This is a genomic window from Pseudomonas sp. NFR02 (assembly GCF_900119375.1).
GTDB lineage: Bacteria > Pseudomonadota > Gammaproteobacteria > Pseudomonadales > Pseudomonadaceae > Aquipseudomonas > Aquipseudomonas paracarnis.
Map to the genome: position 1 here is coordinate 1,143,174 of NZ_FPJJ01000001.1, position 23,950 is coordinate 1,167,123.

The window sequence follows — 23,950 nt, forward strand, 5'->3', positions numbered from 1 at the left end:
TTGATCAGTTTGCTTTATGGCGCTTGCGCACCAGCTTCATCACCACCACGAAGAACACCGGCACAAACACCACCGCCAATGTCGCTGTGATCATCCCGCCAATCACACCGGTACCAATCGCCTGCTGGCTGGCCGAACTGGCCCCGGTGGCAATTGCCAATGGCACCACTCCGAGGATAAACGCCATCGAGGTCATGATGATTGGTCGCAGGCGCAACCGCGCCGCCTTCAAGGTGGCGTCGATCAAATCCTCGCCCTGGTCATACAGGTCCTTGGCGAACTCGATGATCAGGATCGCGTTCTTCGCCGACAGGCCGATGATGGTGATCAGGCCGACCTTGAAGAACACATCGTTAGGCATCCCGCGTAGCGACACGGCTAACACCGCGCCCAGCACCCCAAGCGGCACCACCAGCAACACCGAGGTGGGGATCGACCAGCTTTCATACAGCGCGGCCAGGCACAGGAACACGATCAGCAGCGACAGGCCCAACAGCAACGGTGCCTGGGAGCCGGACAAGCGCTCCTGCAACGACAAGCCCGTCCATTCCTGGCCCAGCCCGGCAGGCAACTGGCTGACCAGGCGCTGGATTTCGTTCATGGCCTCGCCCGTGCTGTGCCCCGGCGCCGCTTCGCCGCTGATGGCGATGGCCGGGTAGCCGTTGTAACGGGTCAACTGCGTTGGGCCCTGGGTCCACTTGGCTTCGACAAAGGCTGACAGCGGCACCATTTTCCCGGCGTTGTTGCGCACGTGGATTTTCATCAGGTCGGCCACCTGGCTGCGCTGGTCGCCTTCGGCCTGTACCACCACGCGCTGCATGCGGCCCTGGTTGGGGAAGTCGTTGATATACGCAGAACCAATCGCGGAGGACAGCACGTTGCCCACGTCGGCAAACGAAACGCCCAAGGCGTTGGCCTGCTTGCGGTCCACTTCCAGCTGCACTTGCGGTGCTTCGGCCAGGGCGCTTTCACGCACGTTGGCCAGGATCGGGCTTTTCGCTGCAGCGTCCAGCAATTCGGTACGCGCGGCCATCAACCCGGCGTGGCCGACGCCACCGCGGTCCTGCAAACGGAACTCAAAACCACTGGATGTGCCCAGGCCGTCTACCGGAGGTGGCAGAACCGCGTAGGCAATCGCGTCCTTGAGCTCGCTGAAGGCCATGTTGGCGCGGTCGGCAATCGAGGAAGCGGAGTCGTCGCTGCCACGCTCCGACCAGTCCTTGAGCGTGGTAAATGCCAGCGCCGCGTTCTGCCCGGAACCGGAAAAGCTGAAACCCATGATCATGGTGGTATCACCCACCCCAGGCTCGCCGGCGTTATGCGCCTCGATCTGCTCGGCCACCTGCACCGTGCGGTTCTTGCTGGCGCCCGGCGGCAACTGTATATCAGTGATGGTGTAGCCCTGGTCTTCCACCGGCAGGAACGAGGAGGGCAGGCGGCTGAACAACATCCCCATGCCCACCAGCAAGACCAGGTAGATCAGCAAATAGCGGCCGCTGCGCTTGAGGGCATAGGCCACCCAACCTTCATAACGGTTGGTGAGGTGCTCAAAGCGCTGGTTGAACCAGCCGAAGAAACCACCCTTGGCATGATGCTCGCCCTTGGCAATCGGCTTGAGCAGCGTGGCGCACAGCGCCGGGGTCAAGGTCAGGGCCAGGAACGCCGAGAATAGAATCGAGGTGGCCATCGACAGCGAGAACTGCTGGTAGATCACCCCCACCGAACCCGGCATGAAGGCCATCGGCAGGAACACCGCCACCAGCACCAGGGTGATACCGATGATGGCCCCGGTGATCTGGCCCATGGCTTTCTTCGTCGCTTCCTTGGGCGACAGGCCCTCGGTGGCCATGATGCGCTCGACGTTCTCCACCACCACGATGGCATCGTCCACCAGGATACCGATGGCCAATACCATGCCGAACATCGTCAATACGTTGATCGAGAAGCCCAGCAGCAACATGGTGGCGAAGGTGCCCATCAGCGCAATTGGCACTACCAGCGTGGGAATCAAGGTGTAGCGCACGTTCTGCAGGAACAGAAACATCACCGCGAACACCAGCGCCATCGCCTCCAGCAAGGTGTAGACCACCTTGGTGATCGAGACTTTGACAAAGGGCGAGGTGTCGTAGGGAATCTTGTATTCCACATTGGCAGGGAAGTAGCGTGACAACTCGTCCATTTTCGCCCGCACCAGCGTTGCGGTGCTCAAGGCATTAGCCCCGGGCGACAGTTGCACGCTGACGGCGGTAGACGGCTTGCCGTTCAGACGCGTGGAGAACTGGTATTCCTGGCTGCCGACTTCCACCCGTGCCACATCGCCGATGCGCACGGTGGAGCCGTCGGGGTTGGCCTTGAGCACGATGTCAGCGAATTCGGCCGGGGTGGACAGTTGCCCCTTGACCAGCACCGCCGCGGTGATCTCCTGGGTGTGGGTGCCCGGCAAGTCACCGATGCTGCCCGCTGAGACCTGGGCGTTCTGGGCGCTGATCGCAGCGTTGACGTCGGCCGGCGTGAGGTTGAAACCGATCAGCTTCTGCGGGTCGATCCAGATACGCATGGCGCGTTCGGCGCCATACAACTGAGCCTTGCCGACGCCGTCCAGGCGCTTGAGCTCGTTCATCACGTTGCGCGCCAGGTAATCACTGAGCGCGACGTCATCGAGCTTGCCGTCGTTGGAGGTCAATGTGACCAGCAGCAGGAAGCCGGCGGAGACTTTTTCCACTTGCAAGCCTTGCTGAGTCACGGCCTGGGGCAGGCGCGGCTCGACCACCTTGAGGCGGTTCTGCACATCCACCTGGGCCATTTCCGGGTCGGTGCCCGGCTGGAACGTGGCGGTAATGGTCGCCGAGCCCAGGCTGCTCTGGGATTCGAAATACAGCAGGTGATCGGCGCCGTTGAGCTCTTGCTCGATCAGGCTGACCACGCTCTCATCCAGGGTCTGGGCCGAGGCGCCGGGGTACACCGCGTAGATTTCCACCTTGGGTGGCGCGACGTTGGGGTACTGCGCCACCGGCAATTGCGGGATCGCCAGGAAGCCCGCCAGCAGGATAAACAGGGCCACCACCCAGGCGAAGATCGGGCGGTCAATAAAGAACTGCGGCATGACGGGTTATTCCTTTACGAGCGGGCTGTCGTCCACTTCAACTTTTTCACCGGGGCGTGCGTGTTGCACGCCCTCGACGATGATGCGGTCGCCGGGCTTGAGGCCACTGGTAACGATCCAGCGATTGTCGACCACTGCACCCAACTCCACCGGCTGCTGGCTGACGGTCTGCTCGGCGTCCAGCAGCAACACCATCGGGATACCGGCGCTGTCACGGGTGATGGCGCGTTGCGGCACGCTGAGGCCTTGTTTGTCCACGGCCTGTTCCACGCGCACCCGCACAAAGCTGCCGGGCAACAGGTCGAGGTCCGGGTTGGGGAACTCGCTGCGCAGGATGATCTGCCCGGTGCCCGGGTCGACGCTGATGTCAGCGAAGAGCAATTTGCCTGGCAACGGGTACTGGCTGCCGTCGTCCTGGATCAAGGTAGCCTTGGCCTGGTCCTGGCCGACCTGCTTCAGGCTGCCGGCACGAAACGCACGACGCAGGTCATTCAACTCACGGGTGGACTGGGTGAGGTCGGCGTGGATCGGGTCCAGTTGCTGGATAATCGCCAGCGGCGTGGCTTCGTTCTGGCCGACCAGCGCGCCTTCGGTCACCAGGGCGCGGCCAATGCGCCCGGAAATCGGTGCGGTTACGGTGGCATAGCCCAGGTTCAGCCTGGCACGCTCGACGGCAGCCTTGTTGGCGGCCACTTCGGCGTTGGTCTGGCGCAGGGCGGCGCGGGCGTTGTCGTACTCCTGGCCGCTGATGGCGTTGCCTTCGACCAATTGGCTGTAGCGCTGTTCTTGCAGGCGCGCCTGGAACGCATTGGCCTCGGCCTTGCTCAGGTTGGCCAGGGCACTGTCCAGGTCGGCCTTGAACGGCGCCGGGTCAATACGGAACAACACGTCGCCTTGCTTGACGTCGTGGCCTTCGTTAAACACCCGCTGCATCACCACCCCTGCGACCCGGGCGCGTACCTCGGCGATACGCGGTGCGGCGATGCGCCCGCTCAGTTCGCTGGTAATAGAGAGGGGCTTGGCCTGCAGGGTTTCGATCCGCACTTTGGCCAGGGGCATTTGTGGCGTCTCGTCTGCCGACTGACCACACGCGCTCAGCGCCAGTGTGAGGGCCAACAGGCAAAACGGCGCAAATAGATTCTTCGACATGCTCTTATCCCAATATTGACTGGCGCATCCTAGAGGCACCTGCGCCGTGGTGCTGTGAAGCTGTGTAGCGGGTCTGTGAAGAAGTGTAAGGTACGGCGCACGTGGCGTCGGGGGCGTATATCCTTGCACAATCCTGCAACACACCAACAAACAGCATTATTTGGAAACACCATGCCCAACATCCTCCTGGTGGAAGACGACGCCGCACTCTCCGAGCTGATTGCCAGCTACCTGGAACGCAATGGCTACCACGTCAGCGTGCTCAGCCGTGGCGATCATGTACGCGAACGTGCACGCCTGAACCCGCCGGACCTTGTGATCCTCGACCTGATGCTGCCGGGCCTCGACGGCCTGCAGGTGTGCCGCTTGCTGCGCGCCGATTCTGCGGGCCTGCCGATCCTGATGCTGACCGCCCGCGATGACAGCCACGACCAGGTTCTGGGCCTTGAGATGGGCGCCGACGACTACGTGACCAAACCCTGCGAGCCGCGCGTATTGCTGGCCCGGGTGCGCACATTGCTGCGGCGCAGCAGCCTGTCCGAACCCCAGGTGGCCAGCGACCAGATCGTCATGGGCAACCTGTGCATCGACTTGTCCGAGCGCACCGTGACCTGGCGCGAACAGGCGGTGGAGCTGTCCAGCGGAGAATACAACCTGTTGGTGGTGCTGGCCCGGCATGCCGGCGAAGTGCTCAGCCGCGATCAGATCCTGCAACGCCTGCGCGGTATCGAGTTCAACGGTACCGACCGTTCGGTGGACGTGGCCATCTCCAAGCTGCGGCGCAAGTTCGACGACCATGCGGGCGAGGCGCGCAAGATCAAGACGGTGTGGGGCAAGGGGTATCTGTTCAGCCGTTCCGAGTGGGAATGCTGAACCATGTTTCGCGTACTGCTGCGCCTCTACCTGATCACCATCGTCACCTACAGTGCGGCGATTTACCTGATTCCCAAGCTGGTGATCCAGCTGTTCGAACACCGCTACATGAACTACAACATCGAACAGTCCCGCGGCCTGCAAAAACTCATGGTCAAGCAGTACCAGCGCGCACCGGTGGAGCGCTGGTCCCAGGTGACCGACCAGTTGAGCCGCGATTTTGCACCGTTGAAAGTGCAACTGTTGCTGCGCCAGGACGCCCGCTACACCCCTGAGGAAGAACAGTTACTGGAGCAAGGCAAACCGGTGATCCGCCTGGGCGAGTGGGGCTGGATGGAGGAAATCAGTTCGCCGATCAACCAGCAGTTCGCGGTCAAGCTGACCGTACCGCCAGACCCGTTGGACATGAACCTGCTGTATTGGTCGATGAACGTGCTGGTCGGCGCCGCCTTGTTGGCGTGCCTGCTGGTGTGGCTACGTCCGCACTGGCGTGACCTGGAACGTCTGAAAAGTACCGCCGCGCTATTGGGTAAGGGCCACTTGGAGGCCCGTACGGGGCTTGCACCCAGCTCCAGCATCGGCGGCCTGGCGGCGGTGTTCGACACCATGGCCGACGATATCGAGCATCTCTTGAACCAGCAGCGCGACTTGCTCAATGCGGTCTCCCATGAACTGCGCACGCCGCTTACCCGCCTGGATTTCGGGCTGGCCCTGGCGCTTTCCGAAGACTTGCCCCTGGCCAGCCGCGAGCGTCTGCAAAGCCTGGTGGCGCATATTCGGGAGTTGGATGAATTGGTGCTGGAATTGCTGTCTTACAGCCGCCTGCAAAACCCGGCGCAATTGCCCGAGCGGGTAGAGGTAGCGCTCGACGAGTTTATCGACAGCGTGTTGGGCAGCGTCGACGATGAGTTGGAAAACCCCGAGATCGTCATCGATGTGGCGCTTGATTGTGCCGTTGAGCGCTTCAGCCTCGACCCGCGTCTGACTGCCCGAGCCTTGCAGAACCTGCTGCGCAATGCGACGCGCTACTGCGACAAGCGCATCCAGGTGGGCGTGCGCGTATGCCCCAAAGGCTGTGAAATCTGGGTGGACGACGATGGCATCGGCATACCGGCTGACCAGCGCGAGCGCATCTTCGAGCCGTTCTACCGCCTCGACCGCAGCCGCGACCGCGCAACCGGCGGCTTTGGCCTGGGCCTGGCGATCAGCCGGCGCGCCCTGGAGGCCCAGGGCGGCACCTTGACGGCCTTGGCGTCGCCCCTGGGTGGGGCGCGGTTTCGTGTGTGGCTGCCTAACCTTTCGTGATCAAAGTACTTTGACTGCTCGGCCGATCCCGTGAATCGGCCCGGTGGGTTTGCCGGTAGGCGAGCCATTGGGCCCTTCCAGCGTCAGTTCAAACAACTGGTTCGGCGCCAGCGGCGGCAGCTTGTCCAGGGGCACCGACAAGGTCTGCCCAGGCTTGACCAGGCCCAGGGATACGGGACCCTGCCAGCCATCGGCGTTGGTCCAGAACTCCAGGGCTTTGTCTGCGGGAATCTCCATCACCCCCAATGGGATCAACTGGATCTGCCGATTATCACTGGCCTGCACCACCCAGCCCGGTGCCTGGCTTTGTGGCGCCATCAGCACCACCACGAAGCTGGGTGCGGTCATGGGCGGGCGCGTCAGTAATAAAGCCGCCAGCACCACGCTTGCCATCAGGCCGACGGCAGAAAGCCCGCGCCAGAACGCCAGCAGGTTCCACCACGCCACGCCCGTTTCGGCGATTTTGATGCGGCGTTCAATGCGCCGCCACAGCTGTGCCGAAGGCGGCACCGGTTGCGCCAGCGCCACCAGAGGCAACAGACGCTGCTCCCAGGCATCCACCGCTGCGCGCAGTGCCGCATCATGGGCCAGGCGTTGTTGTACCTCAGCGCGCTGTTCGGCGGGCAGGGTCCCCAGCACGTATTCACTGGCCAGTTCATCCAGGCTGTCGTTCATGCCATGCACTCGCGCAAGGCGGCGAGGCTGCGTTTGATCCAGGCTTTGACCGTGCCCAGCGGGGTACTGAGTTTTTGCGCGATTTCGCTGTGGGAGTAACCGTCCACATACGCGTGCAGAATGCAGGTGCGACGCGTCGGGTCGAGCCGTTCCAGGCACTGGTGGATCTGCCCGGAGCGTGCGGCAAACTCGATGGACTGGGCCGGCTCTGCCAGCGGCTCGTACTGATCGTCCAATGGCACGTCACGCCCGGCGCTGCGTACCACGTCCAGGGCCAGGTGGCGGGTCACGCTGAACACCCAACCCCGTGCGGAGCCTCGCAGGGGGTCGAAACTGTGTGCGCCGTGCCAGATCTTGATAAAGGCGTCATGCACGATGTCCTCGGCCAGTGCCTTGTTGCGGGTAATGCGCAGCGCCACACCGAGCAAGCGGCTGCTGTCCTGCTCATAGAGCTGGTGCAGGGCGCGATGATCGCCGCGGGCGCAGGCTAACAGGCACACTTGATAATCAAAGATGAGTTCAGCCAAACCAGAATTCCTGCCACTGAGGAGACGTCTACGCGTGGTAGGCGCGAGGTTGCTCGCGCCTACCTGGCCAGCGTAGCTGAGTTTGCTCAGTTGGCGGCCCAGAAGAGGTAGTCCGCCTGGTATTTCACCATTTCCTTGGCGCCTTTGTTCGCCGTGGTGCAGGGCGCAGCCGGAGCGACCCCGCCTTTGAGCGCAACCCGCTGGATATACACCACGCCACTCATTGCACCTTTGCCCTCGGCTGGATTGGCCTTGACCAGTTGATAGGGCAGGTTGCCGGGGCTCGACGGCGCCACGGCCAATTGCGTGCCGGTGATGGTCGAGCCGTCCTTGGCCTGCCACGTGGCGGGTGGGCCGAAGTAGGTGCCGACCTGCTGGCCATTACGGTCGTTCAACACGGCTTTAGGGCCGACGAAGGTCCACTCGGTCTGGCCGGCAGCGTTGGCCTTGTCGCGGCATTCATAGGTGATTTCGCCGACCCCGGTGGTGTGCATCGCTACCTTGTGGCCATCGGGCACCTTGATGCTGTCCGGCAGGCCCGCCTGGGCAAACGCCGACGGTGCGGCGAGGAGCAAGCTGGACAGGCACAGCAGTGTTTTAGCGTTCATGGTGTTTCTCCATTGGGTAGAACAGCAGGGTTACGTTGATGACTACGGCCCAGGCCCGACCATTGGATGCAGTTTTGTGCAAAAAAATTGGAGTTTCCAAAAAGGCATAAACTCAGATCGCATCGGTATAAGTGGTTATAAGAAAAATCGCTATCCTGCGGCCAGAAATTTATAAGGCCGCGGGTAGCTGGAATGGATGTAGGTAATATTGGTTTCGTGGTTGCCGGCTTGATCGTGGGGTTTATCGTGGGCATGACGGGGGTGGGCGGCGGTTCGCTGATGACCCCGATCCTGCTGTGGTTTGGCATCAACCCGGCCACCGCGGTGGGCACCGACCTGCTGTACGCTGCTATTACCAAGTCCGGTGGCGTGCTGGTGCACAGCAAGAACAAGAACATCGACTGGACCATCACTGGCTGGCTCACCCTGGGCAGCGTGCCGGCAGTGTTGCTGACGTTATGGTTCCTGGCCAGCTTGCACACCGACCCCAGTGCGATGAACGCGGTGATCAAGCAGGCCCTTGGCGTGGTATTGCTGCTGACGGCCCTGGCGATCCTGTTCAAGAAAAGCCTGTTGGCGTTTGCCCAGCGTCATGCTGGCGATTCCTACCATCTGCGCCCGCGCAATCTGAATGCGCTCACTGTTGTGACAGGTGCGATCCTTGGCACCATGGTGGCCCTGACCTCGATCGGCGCCGGCGCTCTGGGCACGGTGGCGCTGTTTATCCTGTACCCGTTCCTGGCCACGCGGCGCCTGGTTGGCACCGAGATCGCCCATGCCGTGCCCCTGACATTGGTGGCGGGCCTGGGCCATGCCAGCATGGGGAACATGGACTGGCATCTGCTGGGCTTTTTGCTGATGGGGTCGCTGCCGGGGATCTACATGGGCAGCCATATGACCGGCAGGATTCCCGACGGGGTACTGCGGCCGTGCCTGGCGGTGATGTTGATGGCGGTGGGGTACAAGTTGGCGTTCTGAGTGAGTGGCCTGACACCCCACGATCCAAATGTGGGAGCTGGCTTGCCTGCGAAGGCGGCCTCACAGTCGACACCGTTATACCGAGTACATATCCATCCCTGTCGATTCCGGCCAGCGTGGTTTAACGGGGCGCCTAAGATCAAGATCAAAAGCAGATCAAGATCAAGAGCTACTCGCTTCGCATCGTGGGTACGCTTGGTGCTGGTCGCAACTGTTGCTCCAGCAACAGCAGATCCACAAACTGCTGCGATCCCAGACACTGGCAAGCCATCGCTTCAATCCCCCTTTTTTCCGCAACCCCCAGGCTACGGGCATTTGCCTGCCCCTGGCACGCTTGCTGCCTAAGCACTGGTACATCCCCTGTGCGAGGTACCGTCCGATGAGTCAGCAAGCCGTGAAATTTGCCTATTGGGTACCCAACGTCAGCGGTGGGTTGGTCGTCAGCAAGATTGAACAACGCACCCACTGGGGCATCGAGTACAACCGCAAACTGGCGCAACTGGCGGAGGCGGCGGGCTTTGAGTATGGCTTGACGCAGATTCGCTTCACCGCAGGCTACGGCGCCGAGAACCAGCATGAGTCTGTGGCGTTCAGCCATGCGTTGCTGGCGGCGACCACCACCCTCAAGGTCATCGCGGCGATCCTGCCCGGGCCGTGGCAACCGGCGTTGGCGGCCAAGCAATTGGCGACCATCGACCAACTGACCAATGGCCGTATCGCGGTGAATATCGTCAGTGGTTGGTTCAAGGGCGAATTCCAGGCCATTGGCGAGCATTGGTTGGAGCATGATGAGCGCTATCGGCGTTCCGAAGAGTTTATCCGTGCTCTCAAAGGCATCTGGACCCAGGACGATTTCACCTTCAAGGGCGATTTCTATCGTTTCAACCAATACACCCTCAAGCCCAAGCCCCTGGGCCAGCCGGAGATCTTCCAGGGCGGCAGTTCGCGGGCGGCTCGGGACATGGCGGCGCGGGTCTCGGATTGGTATTTCACCAATGGCAACACGCCTGAAGGCGTCAAGGCCCAGGTCGATGATATTCGTGCCAAGGCCGCTGCCAACCACCATTCGGTGAAGGTGGGCGTGAACGCCTTTGTGATCGCCCGCGACACGGAAGAGGAGGCACGTGCGGTGCTGGCGCAGATCATCGACCAAGCCGACCCGGAGGCGGTCAACGCCTTTGGTGACGCGGCCCGGCAAGCGGGCAAGGCGTCGCCGGAGGGCGAGGGGAACTGGGCCAAGTCCAGCTTTGAGGACCTGGTGCAATACAACGATGGCTTCAAGACCAACCTGATCGGCACGCCGCAGCAGATCGCCGAGCGCATCGTGGCACTCAAGGCCGTGGGTGTGGACTTGGTGCTGGCAGGCTTTCTGCACTTCCAGGAAGAAGTGGAGTATTTCGGCAAACGTGTATTGCCGCTGGTGCGCGAGCTTGAAGCCAAGGCCACTGTAGGAGCGAGCTCGCTCGCGAAAAACGTCAACGAAGAAGTGGGTAGCCTGGTTTAACGCGTAGTCCTTGAGGCCTTCGCGAGCAAGCTCGCTCCTACAGGGTGTGAAGGTTTTGAGGGGTTTGCAAGGTCAGCACTTCAAACCCGTCCGCCGTCACCGCCACGGTATGTTCCCATTGCGCCGAGAGGCTGTTGTCCTTGGTGACCACCGTCCAGCCGTCTTTCAGGCTGCGGGTTTTGGCGCTGCCCTGGTTAAGCATCGGTTCGATGGTAAACACCATGCCTTCGCGCAATTCCAGGCCGGTGCCAGGCCGGCCGAAGTGCAGAATTTGCGGTTCTTCGTGCATTTGCCGGCCGATGCCGTGGCCGCAGTATTCGCGCACCACGCTGTAGCCGTTGGCTTGCGCATGGCTCTGGATGGCATGGCCGATATCGCCCAGACGCGCCCCGGGCTTGACCTGGCGTATACCGGCCCACATCGCCTCGAAGGTCATGTCCACCAGGCGCCTGGCCTTGGGCGTCACGTTGCCGATCATGTACATCTTGCTGGAGTCGGCAATGAAGCCGCCTTTTTCCAGGGTGATGTCGATGTTGATGATGTCGCCGTCCTTGAGCAATTGCTTGGCGCTGGGCATGCCGTGGCACACCACTTCGTTGATCGAGGTGTTGATGCAGAAGGGGTAGTCGTACTGCCCCAGGCTGGCAGGGCGGGCCTTGAGGTCATTGCGGATGAAGGCTTCGACGGCGCTGTCCAGCTCCAGGGTAGAGCGGCCGGCGGCGACGAAGCCGTCGAGCATGTCGAAGACCTGCGCCAACAGGCGCCCGGCTTCACGCATTACGGCCAACTGTGCGGGGGTCTTGATCATCAGCTACGCCCCCGGATCAGGTCGGGTTTGTCCAGCAACAGCTTGTTGATCAGCTCGTTGTAAGGCAGGTGCGGGTTGAGTTCGGCGAGCAGGCCGATCTTGATCCAGAACTCGGCTTGGGCGTTGATGGAGCGGTCCATGGCGGCGCTGGCCAGGCGCAGTTGTTCGTGCAGCTGATCGGTGATCTTGACGATGCCCATAAGGTTCACTGTGTTTAATTGATATACGAATCGTATATGGTTCGTATGTCGATCGCAAACCTTCTTCGGCTGAACGGTGATGGGTTGATGGGCTGCGATAGGTTGCCGAAAAAAGGATTCCCACCTAAACGCCGGTCCCCACGCTGCGGGTTAAACGTTTAATCGATGTAGTTCGACGAGGATGCCAAACAAGCCGTTTTCTTTAATATGAGCAAGCGGTTTGCTTATGAGGAAAGGTTACAACCACCACGGTTTTTGCCGAGTAGGCTTACTGATTGAAAGCGTCTTCCAGGGTTGGCAAGACGTGGCAGGCAAGTGCCTGTCGGATACATATAACTGTTGGCAGTCTCAAAAAAGGAGAGGTTAGCCATGCTTTCAGAACTAGAGCTTCGCAGCATTATTGAAGGAAGTTTCCTGCCTAAACGGTGCGAATGCACCAAAGCCGAAGATGCCTCGTTGACGATCAGGGTCTACGACGATCGCGACCGGGATCGGGTGGATTTGGAAGTCAAAGGTATCCACCCTGACAAGCTCGACAGCAGCCGAGCGATTTGCAACCTGATCACCGGGTTGCGTGAAGACCTCAAGCAAAGCCACGCACCGGTACTGCAACGAGCCGGCGCTCGCGGTTATCACTAGCGGATGCTTGAGTGCAAGTTGACCCATGGGCCTGGTAGTTGCCAGGCCCAATGTTGACATCCTTCCTGTTTACCAACGCGCTCTTACGCCGAAATTGCCACTGACACCCTCAAAGTTGTTGTCGTCCAGTTGGGTGCCATAGTTACCCTCCATATAAACACTGACCGTGGATGACAATTGAGCCACAACACCGATGCCCATATCAGCCGTGGAGGACTTGTGATCGCTCTTGATCCGGTCCACCCCGTCGAACGTCACCGTGTCGCTACCGCCGAAGGTGTGCCAGACATTCGCCCGTAGGTACGGCTCCACGGGCGTGTTGCTGACCAGATAGCGACCCTTGAGCCGTGCGCCGATGCGGCCGGTCCAATACTCCTGGGAGTCGAAAGAGACCTTGGAAATGCCGTCGTGCTGGTTATCCAGATCGATCTTCTGGCCGATGACCTGGGCCTGAGGTTCCATCTCCCAATGCTCGGACAGCCTGAACGGGTAGCCGGCCTCGGCGGAGAACGCCAGGGCGTGGCCCTTGGTATCCATCTTCACCCCTCGGTCGGACTTGTTGTCGCCATCCAGGCGGGTACCCATGGCCACCAGGTCGACGTACCAGCCGGTCGGATCGGTGAGTGTCCAGTAGGCACCGAAGTTGTCGCCGTCGAGTTTGACCCGCCCGGAGCGATGGTTCTGCCAGCCCATTGCAAAGCCCTTCACGTCGCCGCGCAGGCGGCTCTGGCCGATAAAGAGGCCAAGGCGTTGCGTCTGCCCGCCGCTGGTTTCGGCGGCGTAAAGGTCATGGCCAACCTGATAGCCCTTGACCGTGCCGTCAAAACTCGGCGCCACGCTGCCCGACCAGCTTTTGTTGAAATCACTGCCATAGGCGCGGCCCCAACCTGCCGGCACTGCACCGGTATCGGTCAGCAGGCTTTGCTCGCCCTGGCGTTCATGGAAGGTGCCCAGCGCCTGCAACGTCATCAGTTGCGCAGCGGGGATGTCTACGGAGTAGACCGGAACTTCCAGGCGATACAGTGGAATCGGCGCGGCACCCGCCACGGCGGTGGGAAGTACAGGGTTACTCGCCGCCGATTGCGGCGACGTGGCTGCAGCGACTTGGCTGGGCGGTGGCGCGGCAGGCTCTATTGGGGGTTGCGGTTGCGCAGTGGGCGGTTCCACGGAAGGTTCATCCGAGTCCACTACAGGGGGAGTGGCGGGGATCGGCGGCACCGGCACCACCACGGCCGGTGTCGGTGGTACGGGTGGGACCGCCGGCGGTTGCACGGCCACCACTGAGGAACGAAGGAACCAGCTGTCTTTCGTATTGGCAAGGGTGCCGCCCTTGAACAGCAGGTATTCATACGCCCCGGCGGAGACCGAGCCCTTCAAGGCAAACGCATCGTTGCTGCTGATGGCGCCGTTGGGTGCCTGGACCACTTCGATGCCGTTGTTCTGAGTCAGCCCGCCGATACCGCCGAGGTTGCTGACACTCAGTTGGGTGTGACCGCTGATGTTGCCGTCGGACACTACCAGCTTGTCGGTGGCAGAGTTTTCGTCGCCGAGTACGGTTTGCAGATGCAACTGGCCGTTGTTGCCCACGTAGTTGCCATGCACCGTCAACACGCTGGTAGCGCTGTTGTCAGCGGTCATGTCGACAGTGCCGGTGTTGTTGAGCGTCGCCAGTTGCCCGGCGGTGTAGGGGCGGATGCTGCCTTGGGTCACGGCCAGGGTACTGCTGCCGTCGATGTTGAACGTGCCGGTATTGCTGCCACTGTCACCGAGGAAAAAATCCCCGGCCAGATTCAGGCGTGAGTGGTTGGTGAGGTTGACGGTCTCCCAGCCGATATAGCGGGCCGCAGTGCTGGATGTCGTTGTGTCGAAGGTCAATTGATCGTTGCCCAGGCCACCATCGACGGAGGGTTTGGTGGCCAGCAGGCTTTCATTCAAACCGCGCAGCAGGGCGGTGTCGTCACCATCGCCCATCAACACCGAGGACTTGATCTGCCCACCGTCAAGCCACCGGAAAGTGTCGTTGCCGACGCTGGCACGGATCTCACCACTGATCACGCCGCCACTCACGGTAATGCTGTCGTCACCACCGCTGGTGCTGATATTGCCGCCGATGCTGCCAGCGGAAATGATGATGGTGTCAGTATCAAAACCGGTGACCAGGTTGCCCAGGATGGCGCCTCCGGACATGTCATAAAGGTTCTTGTCCAGCTTCATATTCACTCGGCCAATGGTGCCACCGCTCTGGTAGGCCACATCGCCGTCCTCAAAGGCATCGACGATGGTGCCTCCCTCCATCCTGAAGGTGTCGAGCCCATCGCCCTGGAACAGCGCCTGTATTTGCCCTCCGAGCATGACGAAGTCATCGATGCCAGCCCCTTGTTGCACCGCGCCGGTGATCTGCCCGGACTCTATGCGCACCGTATCCACGCCAGGGCCAAAGGTGACATTACCGTTGATGGTGCCGGTGCCGCCTGCGGGGAGGGTCAGATGGTTATCCCCGGAAAGGTCGGTAAGGCCGGGACTGCTGCCGCTGTCGCACGTATAGGTATCGTTACCGGTTCCCGGGGTGAGAACGCAGGCGGCGGGGGAGGGTTGAGGGATCATGTACTGCAATGAAATGAGGCCGACAGCTAAAACGGCCCGGGTCGAGAAACCACTGGGCTTTTGCATGGGTGTGTCCTGAGTTTGTTGTAATAACTGCTCCTGTTTTTGGGTTTAGCACAGTTTTCCAGTAGCGCAATTTTTTATGCATGGCGCGCAGGCCACGGAATACGTGGCCTGCGTGATGGCACTTTGGGTTTTTGCCCGCTCAGCTCAAGCCAGTTGTTGACGATAGGGCAGGTCTGGGCCGGTCTTGCCGCAGGTCAGTGCGGCAGCCCGGATCGCGAAGCCCAGCATGGCGTCGATCTGCTCGCGGCTCAGTCGTTGCAGCCCTTCAACCGAATCCAACTGCTGTTCCGTCAGCCACGCAATCAGCGCCGCCTGGAAGGTGTCACCAGCGCCCACCGTATCGGCCATCACCACCTTGACCGCAGGTTGCGACCAGCTGCCATGCTGGCGGCTGAACACCGACGCACCGTCGCCACCACGGGTGAGGAACACCAGTTGGCAGCGGTGTTGCAGCCAGCCTTGCAGCACGCTTTCCGGTGTCTGGTCGGGGTAGAGCAGGTGCAGGTCTTCGTCGCTGACCTTGATCAGGTCGGCGTGTTGCACCAGCTCTGCGACGCGGGCGCGCCACAGGTGGATATCGGGCTGCGGGTTAAGGCGCACGTTGGGGTCGAGGCTGATCAGACGCTTGCCGCTTTCACGCTTGACCAGGCTGAGCAGGGTGTCACCAATCGGTTGCACCACCAGCGAAAACGAGCCCACATGCAGCCCGCGAATCTCATCGCCCAAAGGCGGCAGGTGGGTCAGTTGCAATTGCCGGTCGGCGCAGCCTTCGCCGCGAAAGCTGTACTGCGGCGAGCCATTGGCGCCCACGGCCACCATCGCCAGAGTGGTCGGCGCGTCGAACGCCACCAGAAAGCGTTCGCTGATACCTTCGTCATTCAGGACCTGCTGCAAGCGCCGTCCGAGGTAATCGGTGGACAGACCGGCGAAGAGCCCCGACTCGATCCCCAGGCGGCGCAAACCCACCGCGACGTTGAACGGCGAGCCACCGGCAATCGCCTTGTAGTTGAGCTTGGCGGCCTGCCCGCTGGCATCCTCCTCGCTGAAGAAATCAAACAGCGCTTCACCACACACCAGATACATAGTTGCTCGCTCTCAAAGGGTTGCCACGTGCTGTTGATAACGCTCATACGCCTGTTGATAAGCGCTGACATTGGCCGCCACGGGTAAGGTGCGGCTGGCCGGGTCAATGCTCACGCATTTGTCGCACAGGCTGGCCAGCGGTTCGCCGCTCTGGCACCACGCCGCCTGGATCGCCGCGCCCAGGGCGGCCGCCTCGCTCTGTTCGGTACACACCACTTCGGTGTGCATGATATCGGCGACCATCTGCCGCCACAGCGGGCTTTTCGAGCCGCCCCCGATCAGGCGGATGCTCTGGCTTTGCAGGCCGGTCTGGCGCAGCAGGTCCAGGCCATAACGCAGGCCGAAGGTGGTGCCTTCGACCACCGCGCGGCACAGGTTGGCACGGGTCAGGTTGGTCATGGTCAGGCCCTGCAGGCTGCCGGTGGCGTGGGGCAGGGCGGGCACGCGTTCGCCGTTGAGGAACGGCAGCATGCTCACCCCATCGGCCCCGATGGATGCCTGTTCGACCAGCGCGTTGAAGGCATCGAGGTCCAGTTCGAACAGCTCGCGAATCACCCCGGTGGCGTTAGTCAGGTTCATGGTGCAGATCAGCGGCAGCCAGCCGCCGCTGGAGGAGCAGAAGGTCGCCACCGAGGCCTGGGGACTGACGTTGGGCTGGTCGGCAAAGGCATACACGGTGCCCGATGAGCCCAGGCTCATGGTGATCACGCCGGGGGCGATATTGCCGGTGCCAATGGCGCCCATCATATTGTCGCCGCCACCACTGGACACCACCGCGTTGGGGTTGATGCCCAGGCGCTCGGCAATGGCCGGCAGGATCGTGCCCACCGCTTGGTCGGCTTCGATCAACGGCGGGAGCGCTGCCTCCAGGCGTCCGCTGGGGTCGATGTGCCTGAGCAGCGCCACATCCCAGGTGCGGCTGCGCACGTCAAAGTAACCGGTGCCCGAGGCGTCGCCGTACTCGGCGCAGGCGCGGCCGGTGAGCCAGTAGTTGAGGTAGTCGTGGGGCAGCAGGATATGGGCGATGCGCGCGAACACGTCCGGATGCTGCTCGCGGGTCCAGAGCAGTTTCGACACCGTGTACCCCGGTGCGATTGCAACGCCCAGGCGCTCCAGCGAGCCGCTTTCGCCGCCAAGGTGTGCCAGCAGGCGCTCGTTCTCCGGCGCGGTTTCGGTGTCGCACCACAACTTGGCCGGGCGCAACACTTCACCTTGTTCGTCCAGTAGCACCAGGCCATGTTGCTGGCCGGATACGCCGATGCCGAGGATGTCCTGGCCGTCCACCCCGGCTTGTTGCAGGGCGCGGTGGGTGGCTTCGGTGAAGGCGTCCAGCCATTCCTGGGTGTGTTGTTCACGCCGGCCGTTGGCGCCGCTGATCAAGGTGTGCGCGGCGGCGCCCAGGCCCAGCACCTTGCCGCTGGAGGCGTCGAGGACGATGGCCTTGGTGCCTTGGGTGCCGCAGTCGATTCCGAGGAACAGGTTTTGCTGGGTCATGATGGAGTGCTCAGCATTATTATTGGGTTGAAAATACGGTCGATGTGGGAGCTGGCTTGCCTGCGATAGCGGTCCGGCAGTCATCACAGGGTTTACTGGACCACCGCTATCGCAGGCAAGCCAGCTCCCACCTGTTTAATCCGGTTTGTTCAGCAGGTTTTGTAGTGTGGTGGTGACGCCTTTGTCGCGCAGGCTTGCATAACACCGCTCGAACGCTGCCACAAACGCCGCCGACTTGGGAATAGCTGTGCCAAAAATCTCTTCCACCCCCAGCAACCGCTGGCTGATCAGCGCGTCATCGCTCACCAGGTCCTGGCAGAACGCTGCCCGCGGATCCGGGATGCTGTAGCGCACGCCGTTTTCATCCACACCTTTCAAGTACAGCGCCCAGGCCGCCACCACCAGGGCGGCACGGTCCGTGTCGCGGCCGTCGGCAATCAGGCGGTTGATGGTCGGCACGGTGAACTTGGGAAACTTCGATGAACCGTCGGAGCACACGCGCTCCAATTGGTCGGCAATCGCCTGGTTGGAAAAGCGTTCCACCAGGGTCTGCTTGTATTCGGTCAGGTCGATACCAGGTACCGGCGCCAGGTTCGGCGTGACGTCCAGGTCCATGTAGGCGCGCATATACGCCACGAACAGGGGGTCGTTCATGGTCTCGTGAACGAACCGGTAGCCCTTGAGGAACCCCAGGTACGTGAGGGCCAGGTGGCTGCCGTTGAGCAGGCCGATCTTCATTTCTTCATAAGGCGTGACGTCATCGGTGAACTGTACGCCGACCTTTTCCCAGGCCGGGCGGCCGTTGACGAATTTGTCTTCCAGCACCCACTGCACAAACGGCTCGCACACCACCGGCCAGGCATCGTCGATCCCGTGCTGGTCATGCAGTTGCAGGCGGTGGGCGGTGCTGGTCATGGGCGTGATGCGGTCAACCATGGCGTTCGGGAAGCTCACGTTGGCCTTGATCCAGTCATGCAGGCCCGCGTCGTGCAGGGCGGCGAAGGCCAGCAAGGCCTTGCGGGTGACGGCGCCGTTGTGAGGCAAATTATCGCAGGACATCACCGTAAAGGCCGGGGTGCCAGCGGCGCGACGCTGGGTCAGCGCGGCGCAGATAAAACCGAACACGGTTTTCGGCACTCTCGGGTGCGCCAGGTCATGCTGGATCTGCGGCAGGTGGGCCATGAACTCGCCGTTGCTGTCGTCGATGCAGTAACCGCCTTCGGTGATGGTCAGCGAGACGATGCGGATCTGGGGGCTGGCAAGTTTATCGATCAGCGCCTGGGCGCCGTCTTCGGCCAGCAGCATGTCGCTGATCGAGCCGATCACGCGCACTTGCGTGTCGTCGGTGTCGCCCAGTTCATACAGGGTGAACAAATAATCCTGGCCGGCCAGGTCATCGCGGGCCTTGCGGTCTTCACTGCGCAGGCCGACGCCGCAGATGCCCCAGTCCAGGCCTTCGCCAGTGTTCATCAGGGCATCAGTGTAAAACGCCTGGTGCGCACGGTGGAAACCGCCGACGCCAATGTGCGCGATGCCCTGGCGGGTGTCGGCAATCGCATAGGCAGGCAACTGCACTTGGGGCGCCAGTTGGGTAAGGTTGGTTTTATTCAATTTCATCTGGAAATACTCACGGAATCAGGCGGCAGCGCGCAGTGGACGGGCCACGGCTACGCCATCGGTGTCGAACAGATGGCAGTGCGCCGGGTCCAGGTGCAACTGCAGCGTTTCGCCGTATTGGCTGGCCATGTCGCCACGGATACGCATGGTCAGCGGTTCGCCGTTGCGGGTGATGACGTGGCAGAAGGTGTCGCTGCCCAGGCGCTCGCCAACGTCAGCGGTCACGGTCAGGGTGGTTTGCCCTTGCGCGGCGATTTCCAGATGTTCCGGGCGAATGCCCAGGGTTACCGCGCTGCCCACGCTCAGGGTGGCGCCGCTCAACGGCAGGCTGATCAGGGTGCCGGCGTCCAGTTGCACCTCGCAGCCTTGGCTGTCGACGCGGGTGACCTGGCCCTTGAGGAAACCCATCTTCGGCGTGCCGAGAAAACCGGCCACAAACAGGTTGGCTGGCTGGTGGTACAGCTCCAGCGGCGAGCCGACCTGTTCGATGCGCCCACTGTTGAGCACCACCACCTTGTCGGCCAGGGTCATGGCTTCGACCTGGTCGTGGGTCACGTAGATCATGGTCGCTTGCAGTTCTTTATGCAGGCGCGCCAGCTCCAGGCGCATCTGCACACGCAGGGCGGCGTCGAGGTTGGACAGCGGTTCGTCGAACAGGAAGATCTTCGGATTACGCACAATCGCTCGGCCAATCGCCACGCGCTGGCGCTGGCCACCCGAGAGTTGCTTGGGCTTGCGCTCCAGCAAAGGCCCCAGCTCAAGGATGCGTGCCGCTTCGCTGACTTTGCTCTCGACCAGCTTCTTGTCGACGCCCGCCAGGTCCAGGGCAAACGACATGTTCTTGCGCACGCTCATGTGCGGGTACAGCGCGTAGGTCTGGAACACCATGGCCAGGTCGCGCTTGGCCGGGGTGACTTCGGTGATGTCGCGGCCATCGAGTTCGATGGTGCCGTCGCTGACTTCTTCCAGGCCGGCGATCAGGCGCAGCAAGGTGGACTTGCCACAGCCCGACGGGCCGACGAACACCACGAATTCCTTGTCGTTCACTTCCAGGTCGATGCCCTTGATGATGGAAAAACCTTCAAAGCCTTTTTGCAGATTCTTGATTTTCAGGTTGGCCATGATGGGCCCTCCGCTGGGAATTATTATTTGACGGCGCCAAAGGACAAACCGCGTACCAACTGCTTCTGGCTGATCCAGCCAAAGATCAGGATCGGCGCGCAGGCGAGGGTCGAGACGGCGGACAGCTTGGCCCAGAACAAGCCTTCGGGGCTGGAGTAAGAGGCGATCAAGGCGGTCAGCGGCGCGGCGCTGGAGGAGGTCAGGTTCAGCGACCAGAAGGCCTCGTTCCAGCACAGGATCAACGACAGCAGTACCGTGGACGCCAGGCCACCCTTGGCAATCGGCAGCAGCACGCGCACCATTTCCTGCCACAGGGTGGCGCCGTCCAGGCGGGCGGCTTCGAGGATGTCCTTGGGGATGTCCTTGAAGTAGGTGTACACCATCCACACCACAATCGGCAGGTTGATCAGGGTGTAGATGATGATCAGCGCAATGCGCGTATCCAACAGGCCAAAGCTCTTGGCCAGCAGGTAGATCGGCATCAGTACGCCCACCGGCGGCAGCATCTTGGTGGACAGCATCCACAGCAGCGTGCCCTTGGTGCGCTGGGTTTCGTAGAACGCCATGGAGTAGGCGGCCGGTACCGAAATCAGCAGGCACAGGGCGGTGGCGCTGAACGAAATCACCACCGAGTTCCAGGCGTAGGCAAAGTAGTTGCTGCGCTCGTTGATGTGCAGGTAGTTCTCCAGCGTCGGCGTGAAGATGAACTGCGGCGGCGTGGCGAACGCGTCGATTTCGGTCTTGAAACTGGTCAGCACCATCCAGAAGATCGGGAAGAAAATCAGGATCGCAATGGCCCAGGCCAGCGTGCCGAGCAACAGGCTTTGCAGGCGGCGGGATTGTTGAAGCGTCATGGCGCGGCCCTCAAGGTTTGTCAGTCAGATTTTTGCCAATCATCCGCACCAGGATGATCGCCGCGATATTGGCGATGACCACGGCAATCAAGCCGCCGGCCGAGGCCATGCCTACGTCGAACTGCACCAGCGCCTGGTTGTAGATCAGGTAGGCGAGGTTGGTCGAGGCGTAGCCGGGGCCACCGTTGGTGGTGGTGAAGATTTCGGCGAACACCGAGAGCAGGAAGATGGTTTCGATCATCACCACCACGGCAATCGGGCGGGCCAGGTGGGGCAGGGTCAGGTGCCAGAAAATCGCAATGGCGCCGGCACCGTCCAGGCGTGCCGCTTCCTTTTGCTCTTGGTCTAGCGACTGCATCGCGGTCATCAGCAGCAGGATCGCAAAGGGCAGCCATTGCCACGACACAATGATGATGATCGACAGCAGCGGGTAATGCGCCAGCCAGTCCACCGGCTCGGCGCCAAAGAACTTCCACACGGCGGCGAGAATCCCCGACACCGGGTGAAAAATCAGGTTCTTCCAGATCAGCGCGCCCACCGTGGGCATGATGAAGAACGGCGAAATCAGCATCACCCTGACGATGCCGCGCCCCAGGAACTCACTGGCCTCCAGCAGCGCACTGATCAACACGCCGAACACCACGCTGATCAGCAAGACGCTGCCCACCAGCAACAGGGTATTGGTGGCGCCGGGCAGGAACCCCGAATCGGTGATGAAGTAGCTGAAGTTTTCCAGCCCCACGAATTGGTTTTCGCCGGGGTAGAGCAGGTTGTAGCGGATCAGCGAAAAGTACAGGGTCATGCCCAGCGGCACGATCATCCACAGCAGCAACAAGGCCACCGAGGGGCTGACGAGAAACCAGCCGGGGTTGGCCAGGCGGTTTTTTGGAGGTGTATTCATGGTGATCAGAACCAGTCAGATGCCTACAGAACCTGCGTCGGAGCGCGGTCACTGTGGGAGCTGGCTTGCCTGCGATGGTATCGCCTCGGTACTACTGATAGACCGAGTTGTTTCCATCGCAGGCAAGCCAGCTCCCACAAAAGCCCTGCTCCTACATTTGCGCGGGTGAAGCTGGGTTACTTGGGGTAACCAGCCCGCTTCATTTCCCGCTCGGTGGTGGTCTGCGCGGCGGTCAACGCAGCATCGACGCTCTGCTGACCGGTCAACGCGCCCGAGAAGAACTTGCCCACCTGAGTACCAATCGCCTGGAATTCAGGAATGGTCACCAACTGGATACCGATATACGGCACCGGCTTCTCGGTCGGCTTGGTCGGGTCCGCCACTTTCAGCGATTCCAGCGTCACCTTGGCGAACGGCGCGGCCTTCATGTATTCATCGCTGTAGGTGGATTGGCGCGTACCTGGCGGCACATTGGCGATGCCATCGGTCTTGGCCACGAGCTGGCCGTATTCCTTGGAGGTGGCCCAACTGGTGAACACCTTGGCGGCGTCCTTGGCCTTGGAACTGGTGGGGATCGCCAGGCTCCAGGAGTACAGCCACGAGGTGCCCTTATCGGTTTTCTCATGGGGCGCGAAAGTAAAGCCCACATGGTCTGCGACCTTGCTCTGGCTCTTGTCGGTAACAAACGAGCCGGCCACGCTGGCATCCACCCAGATCGCGCACTTGCCGCTGTTGAACAGCGCCAGGTTTTCGTTGAAACCGTTGCTGGAGGCACCCGGCGGGCCGGATTTTTTCATGTTGTCGACGTAGAAGTTCAGCGCGTTCTTCCACTCGGGGCCGTTGAATTCTGGCTGCCACTTCTCATCGAACCAGCGCGCGCCGAAGCCGTTGGCCAGGGTGGTGATCAGCGCCATGTTCTCACCCCAACCGGCTTTGCCGCGCAGGCACAGGCCGTATTGCTCTTTGGACTTGTCGGTGAGTTTGGCGGCGAATTCGCCGATCTGGCTCCAGGTTGGGTGCTCAGGCATGCTCAGCCCGGCGTCCTTGAACAGGTCGGTGCGGTAATAGGTGATCGAGCTTTCGGCATAGAACGGCAGGGCGTACAACGAGCCCTTGACCGACAAACCGTCACGCACCGAAGGGAACACATCGTCGAGGTCGTAGGAAGCCGGCAAGTCCTTCATCGGCTCCAGCCACCCCTTGGCGCCCCAGAGTGCGGCTTCGTACATGCCGATGGTCAACACATCGAACTGCCCGCCTTGTGTGGCGATGTCGGTGGTCAGGCGTTGGCGCAGCACGTTTTCTTCGAGCACCACCCAGTTCAACTTAATCTCCGGATGCTCGGCCTCGAAGGTTTTCGAGAGCTTCTGCATGCGGATCATGTCGCTGTTATTGACGGTGGCAATGGTCAGGGTTTGCGCGCCAAGGCTGACGGCGCTGAGGGTCATGCAGGTACAGGCAAGCAATGCTTTTGCTGTGAACTTCATCGCGCACTCCATTTCCGCGCCCAGAGGGCTACAGAAGGACGGTTATTGTTGTTGTGTCTTCCTACGAGAAGTCAGGAAGAGTGTGCGTTGATTACAGCCTTCAAAAGCGGCGGTGACAAATCCTTGGGCGCACGCTCACTGATACTTTTTTGCACTCATCGACCACCTGATCGTTCCCACGCTCCGCGTGGCAACGTCGCTAGGGACGCTCTGCGTCCCGGGGTGACGCAGAGCGTCACGGTATGCATTCCCACGCAGAGCGCGGGAACGATCCTCAGTGCAGTGCTTAACGCTTGATCGTTCCCACGCTCCGCGTGGTAACGCCGCTTGGGACGCTCTGCGTCCCCAGGTGA

20 protein-coding genes are annotated in these 23,950 nt (G+C 61.5%); 5 read left to right on the forward strand and 15 right to left on the reverse strand.

All coding sequences use genetic code 11. The features are described 5' to 3' along the window. Nucleotides 1-4: 4 nt before the first annotated feature. Together BT199_RS05365 and BT199_RS05370 are read right to left on the reverse strand one after the other, a co-directional pair. A complete protein-coding gene (locus BT199_RS05365) occupies nt 5-3,103 on the reverse strand; it encodes an efflux RND transporter permease subunit (protein WP_072434076.1) in 3,099 nt (1,032 codons plus the stop codon). Nucleotides 3,104-3,109: 6 nt separating this feature from the next. Beyond that, nucleotides 3,110-4,252, reverse strand: coding sequence for an efflux RND transporter periplasmic adaptor subunit (locus BT199_RS05370; protein ID WP_072434077.1), 1,143 nt, complete (start codon nt 4,250-4,252; stop codon nt 3,110-3,112). A gap of 171 nt (nt 4,253-4,423) precedes the next feature. Here BT199_RS05370 and BT199_RS05375 point away from each other — a divergent pair, with 171 nt between their 5' ends. Together BT199_RS05375 and BT199_RS05380 are read left to right on the forward strand one after the other, a co-directional pair. After that, nucleotides 4,424-5,125, forward strand: a complete 702-nt coding sequence (locus BT199_RS05375) for a response regulator (protein WP_003190934.1) — start codon at nt 4,424-4,426, stop codon at nt 5,123-5,125. A gap of 3 nt (nt 5,126-5,128) precedes the next feature. Then, nucleotides 5,129-6,430 (forward strand): ATP-binding protein, encoded by a 1,302-nt coding sequence (locus BT199_RS05380; RefSeq protein ID WP_019816856.1) that lies wholly within the window; start codon nt 5,129-5,131, stop codon nt 6,428-6,430. On the opposite strand, the gene BT199_RS05385 is transcribed toward BT199_RS05380, so the two are convergent. The 3 genes from BT199_RS05385 to BT199_RS05395 form a co-directional block, all read right to left on the reverse strand. After that, nucleotides 6,431-7,105, reverse strand: coding sequence for an anti-sigma factor (locus BT199_RS05385; RefSeq protein ID WP_072434078.1), 675 nt, complete (start codon nt 7,103-7,105; stop codon nt 6,431-6,433). Then, on the reverse strand, nt 7,102-7,632 hold the full coding sequence (locus BT199_RS05390; RefSeq protein ID WP_014718711.1) for a sigma-70 family RNA polymerase sigma factor: 531 nt from the start codon (nt 7,630-7,632) through the stop codon (nt 7,102-7,104). Before BT199_RS05390 ends, BT199_RS05385 begins: the two co-directional genes overlap by 4 nt. Nucleotides 7,633-7,718: 86 nt before the next feature. Next, nucleotides 7,719-8,240, reverse strand: a complete 522-nt coding sequence (locus BT199_RS05395) for a DUF3455 domain-containing protein (protein ID WP_014718710.1) — start codon at nt 8,238-8,240, stop codon at nt 7,719-7,721. 192 nt (nt 8,241-8,432) lie between these two features. Here BT199_RS05395 and BT199_RS05400 point away from each other — a divergent pair, with 192 nt between their 5' ends. Next, nucleotides 8,433-9,218: a sulfite exporter TauE/SafE family protein gene (locus tag BT199_RS05400; RefSeq protein ID WP_014718709.1), complete on the forward strand. Its 786-nt coding sequence runs from the start codon at nt 8,433-8,435 to the stop codon at nt 9,216-9,218. Nucleotides 9,219-9,597: 379 nt separating this feature from the next. After that, nucleotides 9,598-10,722, forward strand: coding sequence for a dimethylsulfone monooxygenase SfnG (gene sfnG / locus BT199_RS05405; RefSeq protein WP_072434079.1), 1,125 nt, complete (start codon nt 9,598-9,600; stop codon nt 10,720-10,722). 37 nt (nt 10,723-10,759) lie between these two features. On the opposite strand, the gene map is transcribed toward sfnG, so the two are convergent. Further along, complete coding sequence (gene map / locus BT199_RS05410) at nt 10,760-11,530, reverse strand: type I methionyl aminopeptidase (RefSeq protein WP_003190945.1); 771 nt, start codon at nt 11,528-11,530, stop codon at nt 10,760-10,762. Beyond that, nucleotides 11,530-11,730 carry a ParD-like family protein gene (locus tag BT199_RS05415; protein ID WP_003190946.1) on the reverse strand — a complete coding sequence of 67 codons (201 nt, stop codon included), beginning with the start codon at nt 11,728-11,730 and terminating at the stop codon, nt 11,530-11,532. Before BT199_RS05415 ends, map begins: the two co-directional genes overlap by 1 nt. Nucleotides 11,731-12,099: 369 nt before the next feature. Here BT199_RS05415 and BT199_RS05420 point away from each other — a divergent pair, with 369 nt between their 5' ends. Continuing rightward, nucleotides 12,100-12,369 (forward strand): DUF1652 domain-containing protein, encoded by a 270-nt coding sequence (locus BT199_RS05420; RefSeq protein ID WP_014718706.1) that lies wholly within the window; start codon nt 12,100-12,102, stop codon nt 12,367-12,369. Between the two features lie 69 nt (nt 12,370-12,438). Here BT199_RS05420 and BT199_RS05425 read toward each other — a convergent pair whose 3' ends face one another. The 8 genes from BT199_RS05425 to BT199_RS05460 all read right to left on the reverse strand — a co-directional run bounded on the left by BT199_RS05425 (nt 12,439) and on the right by BT199_RS05460 (nt 23,597). Beyond that, entirely contained in the window at nt 12,439-15,039 is a 2,601-nt protein-coding gene (locus tag BT199_RS05425) for an autotransporter family protein (protein WP_072434080.1), read from the reverse strand. Between the two features lie 144 nt (nt 15,040-15,183). Further along, on the reverse strand, nt 15,184-16,122 hold the full coding sequence (locus BT199_RS05430) for a carbohydrate kinase family protein (RefSeq protein WP_072434081.1): 939 nt from the start codon (nt 16,120-16,122) through the stop codon (nt 15,184-15,186). Nucleotides 16,123-16,134: 12 nt separating this feature from the next. Then, nucleotides 16,135-17,616: a xylulokinase gene (gene xylB / locus BT199_RS05435; RefSeq protein ID WP_072434082.1), complete on the reverse strand. Its 1,482-nt coding sequence runs from the start codon at nt 17,614-17,616 to the stop codon at nt 16,135-16,137. Between the two features lie 135 nt (nt 17,617-17,751). Continuing rightward, entirely contained in the window at nt 17,752-19,233 is a 1,482-nt protein-coding gene (locus tag BT199_RS05440) for a mannitol dehydrogenase family protein (RefSeq protein WP_072434083.1), read from the reverse strand. Nucleotides 19,234-19,251: 18 nt separating this feature from the next. Beyond that, the gene (locus BT199_RS05445) at nt 19,252-20,355 is read right to left on the reverse strand and encodes an ABC transporter ATP-binding protein (protein ID WP_072434084.1); all 1,104 of its coding nucleotides are present in this window, start codon (nt 20,353-20,355) and stop codon (nt 19,252-19,254) included. A 23-nt stretch (nt 20,356-20,378) separates the two neighbouring features. Then, entirely contained in the window at nt 20,379-21,209 is an 831-nt protein-coding gene (locus BT199_RS05450; protein WP_005788583.1) for a carbohydrate ABC transporter permease, read from the reverse strand. A gap of 10 nt (nt 21,210-21,219) precedes the next feature. Beyond that, nucleotides 21,220-22,110, reverse strand: a complete 891-nt coding sequence (locus tag BT199_RS05455) for a carbohydrate ABC transporter permease (protein ID WP_034127650.1) — start codon at nt 22,108-22,110, stop codon at nt 21,220-21,222. Between the two features lie 176 nt (nt 22,111-22,286). Continuing rightward, a complete protein-coding gene (locus tag BT199_RS05460; RefSeq protein WP_072434085.1) occupies nt 22,287-23,597 on the reverse strand; it encodes an ABC transporter substrate-binding protein in 1,311 nt (436 codons plus the stop codon). Between the last annotated feature and the right edge of the window lie 353 nt (nt 23,598-23,950).